Origin of the sequence: Kitasatospora sp. NPDC051705, from assembly GCF_044453265.1 — a bacterium.
Taxonomy (GTDB): Bacteria; Actinomycetota; Actinomycetes; order Streptomycetales; family Streptomycetaceae; genus Kitasatospora.
Genome location: NZ_JBITCO010000001.1, coordinates 566,833 through 585,628, shown reverse-complemented (window position 1 = coordinate 585,628; position 18,796 = coordinate 566,833). Strand labels below are relative to the sequence as shown.

At 74.1% G+C, this 18,796-nt stretch carries 4 protein-coding genes; all 4 read left to right on the top strand.

The genetic code is table 11. The features are described 5' to 3' along the window. Positions 1-64: 64 nt before the first annotated feature. The 4 genes from ACIA8Q_RS02605 (at position 65) to ACIA8Q_RS02590 (ending at position 18,720) form a co-directional block, all read left to right on the top strand. Positions 65-2,377 carry a hypothetical protein gene (locus ACIA8Q_RS02605; protein WP_396316644.1) on the top strand — a complete coding sequence of 771 codons (2,313 nt, stop codon included), beginning with the start codon at positions 65-67 and terminating at the stop codon, positions 2,375-2,377. Between the two features lie 41 nt (positions 2,378-2,418). Continuing rightward, positions 2,419-2,883: a YbaB/EbfC family nucleoid-associated protein gene (locus tag ACIA8Q_RS02600; RefSeq protein ID WP_396316643.1), complete on the top strand. Its 465-nt coding sequence runs from the start codon at positions 2,419-2,421 to the stop codon at positions 2,881-2,883. Beyond that, positions 2,876-3,178: a hypothetical protein gene (locus ACIA8Q_RS02595; protein ID WP_360216881.1), complete on the top strand. Its 303-nt coding sequence runs from the start codon at positions 2,876-2,878 to the stop codon at positions 3,176-3,178. Before ACIA8Q_RS02600 ends, ACIA8Q_RS02595 begins: the two co-directional genes overlap by 8 nt. An 86-nt stretch (positions 3,179-3,264) precedes the next feature. After that, entirely contained in the window at positions 3,265-18,720 is a 15,456-nt protein-coding gene (locus tag ACIA8Q_RS02590; RefSeq protein WP_396316642.1) for a hypothetical protein, read from the top strand. Positions 18,721-18,796: the final 76 nt, after the last annotated feature.

The following is an 18,796-nucleotide window of genomic DNA, read 5'->3' as shown; positions in this document are numbered from 1 at the left end:
CGCTGGCCCCCGTCCGCGACCGGCCCCGTCCCGTCCCCGCCCGTTCACCCCTCCGGAGACCCTCGTGCCCCTGCTCTGGGAAGACATCCTCACCGCGTTCAACCCCAGGAAGTCGGGGGTGCCGGTCGAGATCGTCCGACGGGCCGACGTCGCGGGGCCGAAGGCGGCCCCCTGGCTGACCGGGAACTTCGAGGTCCTCGACGGGTACTTCTCGGCCGACCAGAAGGCGTGGGACGGGTCGGGGACGGGCGTGCCGGACGTCTGGTGGGCGATGAACTTCTACGACGGCGCGCAGAAGAAGGAGCGCCACTTCCAGGTCTCCATCCACATCGACTACTCGAAGTGGGGGAACGACCCCACCGGCCCGCTGTCGAAGTTCAACCACCAGGCGGAGCTGATCCTCGGGCCGATCCGTCCGGACGTGAAGGTGACGGTCCCGGCGGGCTCCACCGAGAAGCTCGCCATCAGCACCAGGGGCAACGACACGATCCACCCGCAGAGCCTGCTCGCCGCGGCCACGGCCATCGACGACAGCGTCAAGTGGCTGACGATGCAGGCGAAGGCGGCCCGCGAGTGGGCCTCGAAGATCAATTCCTCGGGTGACACCTGGGAGGGCGACGCGGCGGGCGAGTTCAAGATCCTCCTGCAGCGCTTCGCCGGTGAACTCGACGACCTGCAGAACCAGTTGGTCGGGGCCGACTACAAGCCGATGCTGGAGACCGCCGCGCAGCAGATCGGCGTCACGATCGAGGAGCTCTGGACCGCCCAACAGGCCTGGTACGCGACCGGCTTCCCCTACCAGTGCATCCTGGAGGAGCTGGTGAAGGTGATGCACGCCCACGCCCCGGACTGGACCGGGGAGGCCACCGGCTGGAAGTTCGACACCCCCTTCGGGGACCCGCACAACGCCGAGTTCTACACGGCGCTCGACACCGCCGCCAAGACGAACTGGCTGGCCAAGGTCCAGACCGGTCTGGACGGGCCCGGCAACACCGCGATGACGGCGCTGGACACCGCCTACCAGCCGCTGATCAACAAGCTGTTCTTCGGGCTCCTGCCGGTCGGCATCACCCTCCCCCCGAAGGACGCGCCGGACCCGGGCACCGGCACCGGAGGCGGCCCGCCGCCCCCCGGCGGCGGCGACGGGAGCGAGACCAAGCTCGGCGGCGACGGCAGCGGAGGCGCCGGCGACAAGAGCGACCTCGGCGGCGGCACCGGCCTCGGCGGCGACCACCAGAACACCGGCGGCGGGGGAGGCGGCACCGGGCACGTGCCCCCGCCGGTCATCGGCGGGATCGGCACCGGGGGGAGCGGCGGCACCGGAGGGACGGGCGGCGGCACCGGCGCCGGCACCCCGATCCTCGACAAGGACGGCAAGCCGCTCCTGGACAAGGACCGCAAGCCGGTCCTCCTCCCGCCCGGCGGCTACATCGGCGACGGCGGCAAGGTCTACGACGCCAACGGCAAGGAGGTGCTCGGCAAGGACGGCAAGCCGGTCGTCGTCCCCCCGGGCGCGTACGTGCCGGCGGGCAGCGGCGGCGGGGTCTACGGGCCCAACGCCAAGGTGCCCAAGGGGTCCACCGTCAAGGAGGACGGCTCGGTGGTCGACGCCGACGGCAAGCCCGTCCTCGACGCCAACGGCAACCCGGTCGTGGTGGAGAAGGGCTCCAGCGTCGCCGCGGACGGCACCCTGCTGGACCCCCAGAAGAAGCCGATCTCCGACTACCTCCAGCGCGTCCGCGACCAGCAGCGGGCCCTGGCCTCGTCCGGCACCGGCACCGGCAGCGGCGGCCTCGGAACCTGGACCGGCGGAGCGGGCAGCGGCGGCCTGGGGAACTGGACCGGCGGCACCGGCAGCGGGGGCCTCGACGGCGGCTCGCGCTGGTCGGGCTCCGACCCGGCCTCCTGGACCCTCGACCCGGGCACCGCCGACGGTACCTCCGGCGCCGGCTCGCTCGGCCTCTACCCCGGGCTGTTCGGCTCCGGCGGTACCCAGGAGGGCATCGGCGGAGCCGGCGCGAACGGCACCCGGATCCTCGGCACCGGCAGCGGGCTCGGCCCCCGGGCGCTGGAGAACGGCGGCCCGGTGCCCACCGTCGGCAAGGGCGCCATGACCGGTTCCGCGGCCGCGGCGGAGAAGGCCGCGGCGAGTCGGAAGGCCGCCGCCGAGCTCGCCGCGGAGGAGGCCGCCGCGCTGCGGGGCCGCACGGTGAACACCAGCGGCGCCGGCGGGATGCCCATGGTCCCGCCGATGGCCGGCGGCATGGGCGGGACGGGCCAGGGCGAGAAGGGCCGCCAGCGGACCACCTGGCTGGCCGAGGACGAAGAGGTCTGGGGCACCGACACCGGTGCGGTCAGCGGCGTGATCGGCCGCTGAGACCCGGCCGGCGATTCGAGAGTGGAGAGGGAGACACGGAGATGACGTTCTCGATCGAGCAGCACCTCGCGCAGGCGATGGCTGCCCTGGAGGAACAGCAGGCCAGGATGGCCGAGACGGCGCGCGAGCTGCAGGCCGCGACCGCCTCGGCGACGTCCAAGGACCGGACGGTCACCGCGCAGGTCGGCTCGCAGGGCGAGGTCCTCGCGCTCACCTTCCACACCACCGCGTACCAGGAGATGGCCCCCGCCCAGCTCGCCGCCGTCCTCAAGGACGTGCTGAACGAGGCCAAGGCACGGATGGGGGAACAGATCAGCCGGTCCATGCGGGCCTTCGACGGGGTCGGTGAATCGCTGCGGCTGGCCGTCGCCGGCGAGGGGGAGGACGAACTCCTCTCGGTGGTGAGCGGCCTCGACCTGGACGCACTGCTGGCGCCGCTCACCGCCATGCGGCCGGGCGCCGACGCGGCCCGGCCCTCCCACCGGCAGGAGGAGTTCAATGGCTAAGCGGCTGATGAAGCTCGAGGACCTCAAGTCCGCCTTCGGCAAGTTCGACGAGATGTCGGAGCTGGTCGAGAAGGTCAAGGTCGAGATCGTCGAGGTCGGAGCGAAGAACCGCACGGCCGCCGGATCCGACCAGATCGGCAAGCAGTACCACGAGAAGGTCGACGAGCCGACGGAGAACCTGACCAACCTGGTCGACGGCATCCGTAACAAGCTGCTGAGCATCTCCCGGCACGGCCAGGACACCGCCGACCTGTTCGATGCGACCGACCAGCACGCCACCGACCTCGTGAAGTGAGCCTCCCCCGGCGCCACTGAGGCGTGTCCGGCAGGCGCCCTCCCCACCCCGCACCAGCAGCTCCACGCCCGGAGGCTCCCCCCGCCATGGCCCACTCCACGCTCCAGGTCTCGCCCGGTGTCGCGTCGTTCTTCCACATCCTCACCGGGATGCCGTGGCCGGAGTCCAAGGAGGGGGAGCTGCGGGACGTCCGCGACGACTACCAGGCGCTGTCCGAGGACCTGCCCAAGCTCAGGGAGTACATCGCCGAGCTGGTGGCGGTGTGCCAGCAGCAGTTCGAGGGTGAGGCGGCGGACGCCTTCACCCGCGAGATGGGCCGGTTCATCGGCAGCTCGGGTGAGGACGACTACCTGACCACGGCCGGCAGGCTCTGCCACGAGCTGGGCGAGTTCGCGGGGAAGGTCGCGAACACCGTCGAGTACACGAAGTGGATGATCATCGGTCAGATCGTCCAACTGGTCATCGAGATCGCCCTGGCCATCTTCTGGGCCCCGTTCACCGGCGGCGCCTCGCTGCTCGCCGTCGAGGGCGCCAAACAGGCGGCGAAGGCGATCATCATCGCCCTGCTGAAGAAGCTCCTCCAGGTGATCCTCACCCACACCTTCTTCGGTGTCCTCGGCGCGCTGGTGCTCGACGGCATCATCCAGGGCATCCAGTTCGCCCAGGGCAACCGGCACGAGTGGGACAAGGACCTCACCAAGCAGGCCGCGATCTTCGGCGCGATCAGCGGCGTGATCGCCGGACCGCTCCACCTGCTCGGCATGGGCCTGGGGAAGCTCTTCGGGATGGGGATCGGCAAGCTGTTCGTCCAGAAGGAGCTGGGCAACTCGCTGAAGGGCCTCGCCGGCGGCCTCGCCAAGGCCGGCGCCGGAGACCTCGGGAAGATCGGCGGCAAGGAGCTCGGCAACCTCGGGGGCAAGGAGCTGGGCAACGTCGGCGGCAAGGAACTCGGCAGCGTCGGCGGCAAGGAGGCCGGGGCGGGCGCCGGACACGCCCTCGGCGACGAGGCCGCCAACCGGTTCGCCGCCAGCATCGACAAGATCCTCCGGGAGAACTCCTCCTTCCTCGGCAGGGGCTTCACCGCCGGCGGCAAGAGCGGCGCCAACGCCGGCGCCCGGTTCACCGAGAGCCTGGCCACCTCCTTCGAGAAGCACCTCGGCGACGGCATCGGCAAGGACCTCGCCCGGCAGCTCGGCACCAGGTTCGGCGAGGCCTTCGTCGAGAAGTGGGCCAAGTCGCCGGAGAGCCGCGCGGCCCTCGCCACCGCCCTGCGCGAGATCGCCGAGAACTCCAGGGTGGCCAACGGCGAACTGCGCCTGCTCGCCGAGAAACTGCCCGAACTCGCCGGGCGCGTCGACAAGCTGAACACGATGTTCGTGCTCGGCCACGCGCTGGGCGAGCAGGTCAAGATGGGCGCCAACCAGTACCTCAGCGAGGGCTTCTACAACCTGATCTTCGAGCCGGAGCACCAGTTCACCGCCAGCGGTGCGAGCTTCCTCGCCGGCTTCCTGATGGGCGGCGCACGCCACCTGCTGCACGCGGCGGCCTCGCCCCTGATGACCAAGTACGTCAGGTTCGTCGACAGCCTCCAGCACGCCGACATCCCCCCGGGCGCCAGCAAGTACTTCGGCCCGCTGCACCCCCTGACCCTGCTCTCGCTGGCCACCAACCTGTCGGGCCACGCCGTGCCGTTCCCGGTGCCCAGGCTCGGTGAGCACGTCCCCGGCCCCACCGAGGGCGGCGGCGCGCACCGGACCGGCCTCGAGGGCGGCAGCACCACCTCGCTCACCCCGCCCCGCACCGAGGGCGGCGGATCGGCGAAGAGCGGCCCCGAGAACGCGAAGGAGACGGGCGGGAAGCCGTCCGTCTCGACGGAGTCCTCCTCCCGCGGCGGTGCGGACGGTAACGCGGGGTCGACCTCGCAGGGCGCTCGCGCGACCGCGGAGGGCGGCGGTGGCGGGAACGGGAACCCCAGGGGGAACGCGCCCGGCGACGGGAGCGGCAGCGGAAGCGGCGGCGCCGGCGGCAACCGGAAGGTCCCGGAGCCGCCGACCCGCCGCGCCACGGAGTCCGGGAACACGGCCACGACGGGCGACGGACCGAAGGCGGATCCGAAGGCTGACCCGAAGCCGGACCCGAAGGCTGACCCGAGGCCCGAGCGGAAGCCGCCGCACCCGTCCGGGGAAGGCGACGGTGACGGCCCGCCGCCCGGGACCCACCCCGACCCCGACGGCGGAAGGGGCCCCGAACCGGAAGGCCCCGGCCCGCAGAACGACCAGCCCAAGAAAGCCGAATCGCTGCAGGAGCAGCTGCGGCGGGCGTTCCTCGACCGCCAGGCGGAACTCCGGGACTTGCGGCGCCCGACGGCGGACAAGGCCTCCGAGGAGGCCGATCCGGTGGTGCCGTCCTCGGGTGGGGGGCACAGGTTGGACGGGGCGTCGCACGGGCCGCGTGGTGAGCGGGTGTCGGCGTTCCTGGATCGTCAGGCGGAGTTGAAGGGGGACCGGAAGCCGACGGCGGATTCGCCGTCGGAGAGCCCGCGTGGTGATGGTGATGGCGGTGGTGAGGTGCCGCCGGTGGTGCCGTTCTCGGGTCGTGGGGATGGTTTGGGTGGGTCTGCGTCGGGGCCGCGTGGTGAGCGGGTGTCGGCGTTCCTGGATCGTCAGGCGGAGTTGAAGGGGGACCGGAAGCCGACCGCCGATTCGCCCTCCGAGGGCCCGCGCCGTGACGGCGACGACGGAAAGCCGCGGCCTCCGCGCAGGTCCAGGATCGTCGCGTTCAACGAGCTCAAGGAGAGGGACGGCGACGACTCCGGTGCCGTCGCGCCCAACAAGGGCTCCGGTGGCCGCGACCAGGCGGGTTCGGCTCCGTCCGAATCCGGTGTGCAGACCCGCCGGCAGTCCGAGGGCAGCCGGACGCAGGTGGTACCCGGGCCTGCCGGGCCCGAGCACCCCGGCGGCTCGGACACCCCCACGGCCCCGGACAGGTTCCCGGGTCAGGGGCACCGGTTGACGGACGGGCCCGGTGACGGCCCGCGGGAGGAGCGCCCGCCCGCGGCACCCCCGAAGGAGCGCGGCGACTTCCCCGGCCAGGGCCACGTCCTCGGGGGGAAGGACGCCACCCGCGACGGGCGGGCCACCGAGTCCGGTCAGCAGAGCGCGAGCCACCAGGCCGCCGAGCGCCGACGCGAGGAGCAGACGAACGACCCGCAGGCCCGCGAACGCGCCGCACAGCGGGCCCGGGAGGCCGCCGAGGCGGAGCAGCGCAGGGCCGAGCGGCAGGCGCAGCGGGAGGCCGACGCGACGGCCAGGGCCCGGGCGCGCGCGGAGGCCCTGGAGGAGCAGAAGCGTCTCCTCGCCGACGAGCAGGCCCGCGAGGAGCAGCGCGATGCCGAGCGGCAGGCTGCCCACCGGGCGACGCGGGAGAGTGCCCGGCAGAGCCGGAAGGCTGCCGAAGAAGCCGACTGGCAGCGGCTGTTGGCTGACCTGCGGGACAAGTCGGGCGGCAGCTCCGGCGAGCACGGGGACCTCTCGCTCGCCGATGCCCGCGCCCTGCTCGCCCGGTACGAGGCGGACGGACTGGCAGACCCCTGGCACCGGCTGGCCGCCGAACTGGGTGTGAACGTCGAGTCGTTGGCCCGTCGAGGCTTGATGCCGGACTTCCCCCGTGGCAGCGGCGAACGGGATCGGTCCGACGCCGCCTCCGAAGTCCGACGGACGGTGGCGAGGCACCTCCTGGGGGAGGACGACGACAGCGTCTACGGAGAGGATGACGACAGCGTCTACGACGAGGACTTTGACAGCACCGACGACGAGTACGACGACGACTACGACGACGACACGACGAGCTTCTCCGGACGGGCCAAGAAGCCCGCGGTGACCACGCCTCCCACCTCACCGGCGGCGATCCTCACCCGTGGCATCGACGGTGCGGGCGGCACGGTCACCCGGGACGCACTGGACGAGGTCGCGCGCGAGCTGGCCGAGGAGCCCACCACGACCGGTGACCCTGCCGTGGTGCCGCCCGGCGAGGAGTCCTCGGCATCCGCGCCCTCCTCGCGGGAACGGCTCGCCGCCGGTGCACTCTTGAAGATCCACGACGACCTCTACCACCGGGACGTGGCCCCGGAGGCGATCACGCGCGACCTCGACAGGGTCAGGGCGCTCCGGCGACTGGAGCAACTCGCCCGCGACCACTACCGGATGAGGGTCGCCTACCTGACCGGCGGCTGGCTGGCGGGCATGGCACACGACCTGCACGGCCTGCCGGACCGGCAGCGCCCGTCGCCGGAGCACCTGAAGGCCGTCGTGGACGCGATCCGAGCGATCGATCCGTCCCTGAGCGGGTCCGCCTTGCGGGATGCCCTGCTGAAAGTCCTGCTCCCGGCCGCGCTGCAGGGGGAGCAGTCGGCGTCCGGCGAGACGGCCGCGCCGCAGACGCTCCCCGAGCCCCTCTCCGAGGGCGCCGGTGAGGCGAAGGAGGAGCCGGACAAACGGCAGAAGCGCTATCAGACCCGCCCCTTGACCACGTCCGGAGGCGTCACGGTCGGCCTGTTGCTGCGGGCCCGGGCCTGGCCCGACGAGCTGCCCGCCGTGGCCGATGACGTGCGCAGCATCTATCACTGGTCCTCGCCGGTGAAGCCCGTCGACGGGCCGTACCAGCCGGTGGAGCGGAGCGTGGCGGCTCCGGACGTCACCGCGGAGGGCGCGGCGGCGGAGAGCCTGCCGAGCGCCACGACCGCCGTGCAGGCCGGGAAGAAGGCCAGGTCCGCGAAGCCGGAGAAGCCCGCGAAGCCTGAGAAGGCTGCGAAGCCCCCGAAATCGACGAAGCCGGCGAAGGACGCCGAGGACGGGAGCGACCCGGAGGATCAGGACGCCAAGGAGCAGAAGAACAAGAACTACAGCCTGACCGAGATCACCGGGCACGAGCCCTTCCTCCTGCTGATCCCCACGAAGCTGTCGGACCTCGACCCCGACGACCTCGCCAAGGCCGTGGCGGCCGACCTGCCGGGCGACGTCCTCGCCCCGGAGACCCCGCTGGTTCTGGTCGGACCCTCCGACCTCGGCACGGACCTGGTGTTCCCGCGGGCGCTGGCCGCGGCGACCGGACGGACGGTGTGGACCAGTTCGGTGGCGACGACGTTGACGGACGGCCAGATCCGGGTCCGGGGAAGGCTGCGCTCCGACCTGAAGGGCAAGGGCGGGGCGAAGGCCGAACGGGGCTTCTGGATCAAGGAGGTCCCGCCGGATCCGACGATGCCGGAGGCGCCCGAGGGTTCCAGCATCCCGACCAAGGGCGTCACCAAGGAGAACGGGCGCCGGGTCGACGCGAAGAAGCCGGACATCGTCGACGAGGACGACCTCGACAGTCAGCCCATCCTCTTCCCGCTGGGCAGGCAGTCGGGCGGCCGCTTCTTCCGGGACGACTCGCTCACCCGGGAGTGGGAAGCAGTGCGTGACGGCTTCGATCCGACCAGTCCGCACTTCGAGTACCTGTCCTCCGACTTCCGGGACAATCCCACGCTGGCGGCCGCGTCGGACGATCCGGACCTCGGCTCCATCGGCCTCGTCCCCTGGGACGTCTCGGCGCCGATCTACACCGTCATGACGCACGCCACGCACCTGGCGGCCATACTGCCGACGCTGTCCGGGCAGCCGGCCAACGGGAACAAGAAGAAGGTGTACGTCTCGGGCACGGGGCTCGGCCAGGTCGTGCGTCGGCGTCCCAGCTTCCGGCGAATGCCGCCGGACACACAGATCGTGCTGCTCGCGTGCCAGGCGGGAGCCCTGGGCGACAGCGGGAAGGCGGTCGCGCAGGAGCTCGCCGAGGCCACCGGCCGCGTGGTCTGGGCGTCCACGACCACCATCCACGTGGCCGTCGGACAGCGTGTCGCCCAGCTCGGCATCCTCAGCGACGAACACGGCACGCGCGGGCGCTGGGTCAAGTTCGTGCCGGGGACGGAGCCGGACACGGAGCGGGGCTCGCACCCGCCCGTCGAGCCGGAATCGACCAAGAAGACCAGGAAGTCCAAGGACTCCCGGCGTGTCGGAGGGCTCGGCGGGTTCCTGCAGGACGACCAGCCGTCATCGGACGGGCCGGAGGCAGGGCCGGGCCACCGCGTGGTGCGGCGGGTGACGCGGGCGGACGGGTCGTCCTTCGACGTCCTGGAGACCCCGGGCGACGGCGACTGCCTGTTCACCGCGGTGCTGGCCGGCGCGGACCGCCGGCTCGGCCCCTGGGAGCACCGTGACCTCGGTGCCCGGGACGCCCGCAGGGTCGTCTCGCACTGGTTCCGGGGCCCGGCGGGCGCTCCGCTGCGGGAGAGCATCGACTCCCGGGAGCAGAGCCCGCTGCACTTCCTGCTCGACGATCTGACGGAGCGTCAGGTGCGGGCGATCGCCGGAACGGCGTTCGACGGCGTGGGTCGGGAGGACCTGGTCGAGCACCTGCGGGCGGTCTTCGCCGCCGGGGCGCCCGCGGCGGACGCGGACGCCGCCTGGAGCCGGATGCTGGAGCAGCTTCCCGCGCTCGCAGGGACGTTGTGGGTGCACGACGGTGACACCGATCCCCGGCGGCTGACCCTCGCGGACCTCCGCGACCAGCCGCTCAGCCTCTTGGTGGACATGGCGGTGCGCAACCGGTCGCTGTGGAGCAGCCGTTTCTACGACGAGATCGCGCAGGTCGTCGCGCACGCCCTGGCCGTGCGCCTGGTGGTGCACGACGACCACGGCAGGTCCTTCGTGCTGAACCCCGAGGCCGCGCGGACCGTCGACGTGCACCGCTCCAACCCCGCCGACATCCGCGGCGCGCACTACAGCGCGCTCACCTGGGTGACCCGCCCGGCGGGTCCACCGAACGAGCCGGTCCAGGAGAGCCACGGGCACGAGCCGTCGCAGCACGAGCCGCCGAAGCACGAGCCGCCGAAGGAGGCGGACACGCCGCAGGAGGACCGGCTCCAGGGGGACGAGAACCCCGAGGAGGAGCACCACGAGGGGGAGGAGCCGACCAAGCCGCCCGTCCCCCCGCAGGAGCAGCCCGCCACCGTCCCGGCCCCGACCCCGCTCCCGACTCCGCTCCCGCCCCTGCCCGCCCCGCCCCGCCGGATGACCGAGGAGGGATGGATCAGCGCGGGCGACCGCGTGGTGCTGGTCCACGGTGCGAACGGCCGGGTCGTGGAGGCCGTGCTCGCGCACCTGCCGGCGGGCGTGTCGGCGGGCCGGCGTGAGGAGATCCGGAAGCGGCTGGCCGAGCAGCTCGACGTGCGCACCCTGCAGCCCCACCTGTCCCGGATGACCAGGGGCGACGACCTGCTGCTGCCGCTGGACCTCGGCGGTGGGCCGGGCCTGCTGCGGGTCGGTGCCACGGTGGTGCGGGCGGTCACCGCGCACCGGACGGAGAAGTTCGAGTTCGAGGACGGCGGTGACTCGTCCGCGGGGACGGGCGCGCTGCGCGAGAGCCGCACCCGGTGGGCCGGGGGGCTGGTGGTCAGCGGGAAGCCGGCCTCGGCCGTCGGCGTGACCGGTCCGGCGACCCGCGTCGCGGAACGCGCCGAGGGGACGGCGGTCGCCTCGACCGGGCGGCTGACGCACCGCAGCAAGACGGCGGAGCCGGTGCTGTGGGTCGACGCGGAGATCCTTCTCGACCTCGACTTCTCCGCCGTCCCGGGCGTGCGCACACCGGCCCGCCCGCTGTCGCGGACCCCGGTGGTGGCGGCCGCCCCCCGGCCCGGGCAGGAGGGGCCGGTGTCGGTGCGGCTGTCGGCGCGGGTCGTCACCCCGGCCGCGGAGGCCGGCGGTGACGCGCCGTCGCCGACGACCCACCACGCCCCGCCGGCCCGGGTGCTCCGCACGGCGGCGCTGGGCGGGGTGGACGTGGTCAAGGACGTCCGCACCCGGTACGGGCGCGGCGACCGCGCCGACGGGCACACCGCCCTGTTCGGGCCCGCGGACGCGGACACCGGGCTGGAGGCCTTCGGCCGGCGGCGGTTCGGCGATGACTGGCCCGCGGTGCGGGCCGAGCTCCTCGCGCAGCTCGACCTGCCCAGTCTGCAGGCGCAGCTCAGGGCGATGACCGCGGGGGAGCCGCTGGAGGTCCCGCTGGCGGAGGGCCGGGGCAGCGTCCTTGTCTCGGCGACGGTCCTGGAGCTGGTGCACCTGCGCAACACCGACCCGAGCGAGTTCAACACCGGTGCCGACGCGACGGGTGCCGTCACCTCCTCCAGCACCAGGGCCGTGACCCTGGGGCTCGGGTTCTCGGCCAAGGTCTCCGGAACCGGGAAGGACGATCCCGTCAGCGGCACGGGCAGCGGCGTGCTGACCGGGCAGCGCGGCAGCGACCGGAACACCGTCGGGCAGAACGCGCAGCGGACGGGTGCGGCGCTCAAGGCCAAGGTCCCGGGCGCGATCTTCGACGGCGTCGTCCGGCTCTCGCTCGCCCACCGGGACCGGACCGGCGCCGTCGGCCCCGACCGGGCGAGGGCGGACCTGGGGTTCCAGGTGCTCTTCCAGGCCGCGGAGTGCGAGGCCGGCGAAGCGGGGCGGACGTTCCGTACCGACGACGAGCCCGGGCCGCTCCGGGCGCCCGTGCTGCCGCCCGGCACCGCCGCCCGGATGCCCGCACCCCAGGTGTGGGGCCCCGACCCGGCCCACGGCCGCACCGGGCTGCCGACGGGCGCCGTCGTGCTCGACGTCCTCCCGTCCGGCCCCCAGGACGGGCCCGACGCGCTCCCCGGGTTGACGGAGGTCCTGGAGGGCCTGGGCCGGCGCACCTTCGGTGCCGAGGGCTGGACGGCGCTCGGCCCGGCCGTGCGCGGGGCCTTCCGCCGCGAACGGCTCGCGGCACTGCTCCCGGGGATGAGCCACGGCATCGACCTGCGTTCGCCGCTGCTGGTGCGGGCCGGGCAGCCGGACGCCCTGGTGCTCGCCGGCGCCGAGGTCCGGCGGCTGGCCTACGTCCGGGCGTTCGACGAGGCCGAGCTGAACATCGTGAACGAGTGGACGGCCGGCAGCGGGGACCGGCGCAACACCTTCCGCTCGGCGGCCGGCCGGCTCCAGGGCGGCCCCCGGTTCCCTGCGGCCGACACCACCGTCGCGGCCACCGGCGGAGGCGGCTACGCCGCGCGCTCGCGCCGCGGCGACCGGGCCGCGGACAGCGCCGGCGGCTCCGCCAACGCCAAGTTCGCCGAGCCGATGGTCGTCTACCTGGCCGACGTCGAGGTCGACGTCAGGGTCGCGCACGACGGTGCCGGCGCACCGACCGCGTCCGAACGGGCCGTCGTCCGGGCCCTGCTGGCGCTCCCCAGGTCCCTGACGACGCCGCACCCGACCGCGGCGGACGGCGGCCCGTCCCGCCTGGTCTTCACCCGCCCCGACGTCCCGCCCACCGGGCAGGGCGAGGAGGCCGGCGGGCAGCAGGCCCCCGGCGACCACCCGTCGCCGGGCGAGCACCAGCCCTCCGGCGACCAGCAGGCCGACGTCCGCCCTCCCGCCGTGTTGCCCCGCCCGGTCGAGCCGCTCGCCGTGCAACCCCCGGACCGGGTCACCCGGACCGGGGAGCTCGGCGCCTCCGACCCCGTCCTCGGCCTGCACGACGTCCGGGCCGTCCTGGACGCCGTGGGCGCCCGGCTCCGGCCGGTCTTCGGCCGGCACTGGGCCTGGGTCGAGGCCGCGCTCGCCCCCCACCTCGACGAGACCTCGCTGCGCCCCCGGCTGGCGGCCCTCACCACCGGCGCCGGGTGGACGGTGACCGTCTCGCACCGGGGCTACACCGCCGAGGTCCGGCTCCTGCGCGCCGCGGCGACCATGCGGGAGTACCGGGGCCTGATCGAGAAGTGCGAGTTCGAGCGCGGCGGCGAGACCGTCTCCTCCACCGGCACCCTGCGCGACACGCGCGGCGGAGCCACCGCGACGGCGGCGGTCGACGGCACGTTCCCGCACGTGGCGGTGACGCTGAGCCAGACCTCCGCCGCCCACGGGACGGTGGGCACCACCCGCGACACGGTGACCAGCCGTTCCGAGAAGGAGAAGACCGTCGAGCGGGCGGCCCGGTTCACGGGGGACGTGACCGTCGAGCTGTCCGTCGTGGTGACGTCGAACCGGCCGTCCGTGCTGGTCGGCCGGGCCGTCCGGCAGCGGCTCGCCGACGCCTCCGGTCCGACGACCGCCGTCACCGGGATCGACGTGGTCTTCCCCGTCCGCGAACTGCCCGTCGACCCGAAGACGGGGCTGGCCCCGGCGCCCGCCGAACACCGCTCGGTGCCCCGGCGGATCGTCGACTCCGGGGTGCTCGGCGGCTCCGACGTGCTGCTGCGGGTCTGGGCACCGGAGCCCCGGGCCCTCCCCTCCGGGCACGACCGGCCCACCCCGCAGCCGGACCGCGGACCGGCGCCGCAGCCCGGGCCGGTGTCTCGGCAGCCGGCGCCGCAGCCCGTGCCTGTGCCTCCGCAGCCCGGGTCGGGACACCGCCCGTCGCTGCTGGACCAGCTCGACCGGCCGGGCCGGAGCGTCTACGGCGCCGGCTGGGAACGGGTGCGGAGCACGCTGGAACCCCTCCTCCGGGCCGGCGCCGTGCAGTCCAGGATGCGCGCGCTGATGGCCGGCCAGGAGCACTTCGTCAAGGTGCCCGGCGGCACGGTGGTCCTGCGCTGGGCCGGTGTGCGGGAGATCCGGCACACGGCGGACACGACGGAGACCGAGTTCGCCGCCGGCGGCGCCGGCGGCGTCGCCCAGGGCGGCCCCGACGGCCGGACCGGCCACAACACGGCCACGGACGACGGAGTCGCCGGGCGGTTGGTGGTGACCACGGACCCGGTGGGCGCGCTGCCCGTCTCCCTCGTCCTCGGCGGCACGCTGAGCCACGTCCGGGGCCAGGAACGGATCACCGAGCACGACGGCGCCGGACGGACCGGCACCGCCACCAAGACCAAGGTCCCCGGCAGCGTCTTCACGGGCACCGGCGTGCTCCAGGTGGAGCTGCGCCGCAGGGGCAGGCCCCGGCCCGTCCGCGGCACCCTCCCGCCGGCGGCCCGCGCCGAACAGCAGCGCCAGCGCGCGCTCCGCCCGGCCGCCGGCCTGCCCGCGGGCGCGCCCCTGCCCCGGCCTTTCGTCGAGGAGCTGGACCGGCAGAACCAGCGGATCCGCGACGCGGCGCGCTCCGCGCCGACGCCACGGCCGGTGCCGGATGCGGACCGACGGTCCGGGCGTGCGCGCCGGGCGGCCACCGCCACCGTCGAGTTCGGCTTCGACGTGCTGCTGGAGACCTCCGACACCCAGGTGGTCGGGACGCCGGCGCAGGCGCGCCACCGGGCCCCCGACACCGGCGAGGAATCGCTGCGGGCGCCCCGCGGGGCCGTCCCGACGACCACCCACCTCGTGCCGCCCCGGGAGGTGTGGAGCGGGCTCGGCGCCGAGGACCTGCTCGTGGACCTGCCCGACGTCGGCTCGCTGCGGAACCTGCTCGGCACCCTCGGCCGGAACCTGTTCCGGCTGGACCCGGACTCGGCGGACGCACGCCGGCTCCGGCGCGCCTTCGACCGCGGGACCCTCATCGACGTCCTGCCCGACCTGACGGCGGGCGGGACGCTGGTCCGCACCGTCCGGCTGGGCTTCGTCGACACGGTGAGCGTGACCGTGCGGGCGGAGCTGGTCGCACTCGGCCGGGGCCGCGAGGAGCCGAAGTCGGAGATCTCCCAGTCCGCCGAGGTGTCGACCCGGTTCACCGAACGCGCGCTGGCCTCCCGGATGACCCAGCTCATGGGCCAGTTCGGTCTGGAGTTCTCCAAGGTCAAGGGCAAGATCATGGGCGGCATCACCTTCGGCGGCGGCGCGGGGCGCCGCACCGGAGGCGAACGCACCGTCGCCGAGAGGTCCGTGACGAACTCCAAGTTCCCCGAGCCGCTGGTGCGCTTCGAGGGGTACGCCAAGTTCACCTTCTCCTTCCAGCACCGCACCGGACCCTGGTCGTGGCGGCCGCACACCGTGGTCGGCGACGTCCCGGTGCTGGTCGCCGTCCCGAAGCGGTCGGTCACCCGGCAGCACACCGGCCCCGACGACACCTACTTCACCCCGGACAACTGGCTCACCGGCCGCCGGCCGTCCGACCCCTACGACCTGCCGCCCGACCAGGAGGAGGAGACCGGACCGCCCGTCCCGGACGCGTCGGCGAACGACCTCGCAGGACGGATCGCCGAGACCCTCGGCCGCGTCCCGAGCCCGCCGGAGCCACCGGGCGACCGGACCGGGGGCAGTGCCGGGGGCAGCGCAACGGAGCTCGCGGCGGCGCAGCGGGCGGCCGAAGAGGCCGAGGCGGCGAGGTCGGCGGAGTTGGCCCGGCAGCAGGCGGAGCAGGCTGAACGGGAGGAGTTGGCGCGTCAGCAGGCGGAGTCGGCCGAGAAGGCTGAGCTCGCCAGGTTGGCGGAGTTGGCCCGGCAGCAGGCGGAGCAGGCTGAACGGGAGGAATTGGCCAGGCAGCAGGCCGAGTCGGCCAGGCTCGCGGAGCTGGCGCGCCGGCAGGAGCAGGCGAAGCAGGACGAGCGGGACAAGGAGGCCGTCACCGAGCCTCTGCCGGTGGTGCCCCGCCCCGACGCCTCGCCCGTGCCCGAGCCGCTTCCCGAGCCCGAGCCGCTTCCTGACCCCGAGCCGCTTCCCGAGCCCGAGCCGCTTCCGCCGTCGCAGGTTCAGGAGACTCCGCCGGCGGAGGCCTTCCTGGCGCTGGGTCCGCAGGAGCGTCTGCTGACGCTGGACTCGCTCGCGCCCGGGGCACGTCGCGAGCTCGCGGCCGACCCCGACTTCGTCGGGACCCTCCGGGAGCGCCTGCTGCCGGAGGAGTTCGCGGTGGTCGCCGCCCGCCTGCTGGTGGACGTGGACCCGGGGGTGCACCGGCCGGTGGCCGCCCGGCAGGCCGCGCACGCCCAGTTGGAGCGGATGCTGGGCAACCCCGACGTCGCCGCGGACCTGCTGAGGCGAGGGGTGCGGGTGGTGGTCGTGCCGAACGACGTCCCGGTCACCGAGGTCGACGGCTTCCGCCATCTGGCCGGCAGTGCCGCCGGGGGCGCGGCGGGAGCGTTCCGCCGCTGGCACGACGTGCGGGGCGCGACCGAGGGCCGGTACGTCGCCGTGACCGCGGAGAACCTGCTCGGCGAGGACACCTCGGTCGGCGAGGCGGCGGGCTTCGAGGACGGCTACTCCACCGCCACCCACGAGTTCGCCCACGCCCTCCACGCGTTCGCCCTCACCGACGAGGAGCGCGAACGCATACGGGAGGTCTTCCTCGACAATCACATGGCCGACACCCTGAGCGGGCTGTTCGACACCGAGTCGACGGCGGCCTGGCCCGACGGGCCGGTGCACGACCTGGGCGGGCACCTGGTCGGCAACTACTCGTCGACGGACGAGCACGAGTTCTTCGCCCAGCTGACCAACACCTACCTCGGCACCAACCACGGCCACGACCCGGACACCGACCGGCCGCGCAACAACGGTGCCGGGTGGGTGCGCGACCACCTGCCCACCCTCCTGCCGGTCCTGGAACGGCTCTACGGGGAGCGCCCGGACAGTGGCCGCCCGGTACCGGCGAACCCGGTCCGCGAGACCTCCGCGGACGACGCGATGCTGCGCGGCTTCCGCGAGTTCGTGCACGGTGTGGAGGGCGTGGGGCATCCGGAGGAGCAGCCGCTCGGGGACGATCCGGACGCGGCCCCGGAGGCGCCGGACCACTCGGCGTCGATGGCCGATCTGGTGCAGCAGGCGCTCAACCCGGTCGTGGGCGCCTCGGCGCACCCGGCCTCCCGGGGCGGACGTCCGCAGGGCCAGGGCCAAAGCCAGGAGCAGGGCCAAAGCCAGGAGCGGGGCCGGGGCCGGGGCCGGGGACATCGCGGGAACGACGCGGGTCCGCCGGCACCGACCGAGACGACGCGCGGCGGCCGAGGCGGGTCCGGCGCCGGTCGCGGCCGTGGCCGCGGGGCCGACGTCGGCACCGGCAACACCGGCCACCCCGCGTCGGCGCCGTCGACGCGCGGTCGCGGTCGCGGCGGCCGGGGCGGGGGGACCGTGGCACGTGGCGGGAGCCGTCCGCTGACGAACCAGGACCACATGGCCCGGGTGGAGGACCGGGACGGCGTGGCCTACGTCGTCAAGGGCACGCCGGGTACGGCGGGTCACACCGCGTTCCCGCTGGAGCTGCGCCCGCCCAGCCTGGACGCCCGGCTCGGGGAGGAGACGGACTCGCTGCGCGGCGCCTTCGGCCGGGCCCTGGACCGGATGTCCCGCGTCATGATGGGCGCGGACCGGTTCGGTGTCGGCCTGTCGTTCAAGGTGACCGGAACGCCGCACATCGCCCTGACCGTCATCGACGGGGTGGTCCACGTCGCGGGCAACTCCGGTATGTCCAAGGAGAAGCAGGACAGTGCGAGGAACCGTCTGTCGAGTCTGGACGACGTTCCGAACCCGGCCATGAACCACGACCTGGGGAAGCTCCGCGCGATCAGGGACGGTCGGTACCGGCGCAAGGGCGACGACGTCGACGAGGCCGCGGGCCTGGACGCGGTGCGCAGGGCGCTGATCGACCCGAGCCGCATCAACTGGAGGCCCAACGAACGCGCCGAAGCCGGCTGCGTGCACGGAGAGATGGACCTCCTGAACGTGGTGCAGGAGCAGATGCGTAAGGAGTTCGAAGCCGCGAGGAAGGCGGAGGAGGAGCGCAAGACGAAGGAGGCGGAGGAGACCGCGGAGCGGGAGGCCGAGTCGGAGCAGGAGCCCGGGGAGGAGACCGAGGAGACGGCCGGGGAGTCCGGCGACGAGAGTTCCACCCACGAGGACGACCCGGCCGCCGGGAGCAGCAGCGGCACGTCACGGGCCCGGGACAAGGGCAAGCAGCGTGCGGAGGAGCCGAGGCTGAAGCCCTGGCCGATCGGCGGCCGCAAACGCGACTGCATGGCCTGCCACTGGGCCCACGCCGTCTTCAACGAGTACATCGCCAAGGATCTGGGCTTCGTCGTCGTGACGGGCGGCACGCACGGGAAGATCTTCGGCAACTGGGCCGCGCCGGAGTGCCTCATGAAGCACGAGCAGGCGCGGGCGGCACTGACGGCGAAGATCACCGGGACCTCGGTGCAGGTGAAGGGCAAGCAGCAGTCCCTGCTGTTCGGTACGGACGGGAGGATCACTGCTCCGGAGGGCTACACGCCGCCACTGGGGCAGCACGACGAGCCGTACCTGTCGGACTCCGAGCCGGGGGAGGTCAGCGAGGAGTCGGACGCGGAGGGCACGGACAGCGAGGGTCAGGACACCGGGGAACAGCGCGAGGAGAACACGGCCGGGGACACCACGACGGAGGAGCCCGCAGCGGAGAACACCGCTGCCGACGACACACCCACCGGTCAGCCGTCCCCGGCACCGGTGCCGACCCCGACGCCCGTCCGGCCCCCGACCGGTGGCGACGTTCCGCGCGGCGGTGGCCGTGGTGGCCGGGGCGCGCCCCGGGGCGGTGGCCGGGGTGGGCGTGGCCGGGGCGGGACCGGTGGCGGCGGGGAGCCGCCGGTCGTCTGACGAGTTCGCCGGGTGCTGAACCTCCCGGTGCGCTCCGGCCGTCGAGTCGGGTGGACGCGTCGTTCCGGCCGACCCG

Coding starts and splice junctions, on each gene's coding strand:
- ACIA8Q_RS02600 (WP_396316643.1), top strand. CDS start 2,419: ATGACGTTCTCGATCGAGCAGCACCTCGCGCAGGCGATGGCTGCCCTG.
- ACIA8Q_RS02595 (WP_360216881.1), top strand. CDS start 2,876: ATGGCTAAGCGGCTGATGAAGCTCGAGGACCTCAAGTCCGCCTTCGGC.
- ACIA8Q_RS02590 (WP_396316642.1), top strand. CDS start 3,265: ATGGCCCACTCCACGCTCCAGGTCTCGCCCGGTGTCGCGTCGTTCTTC.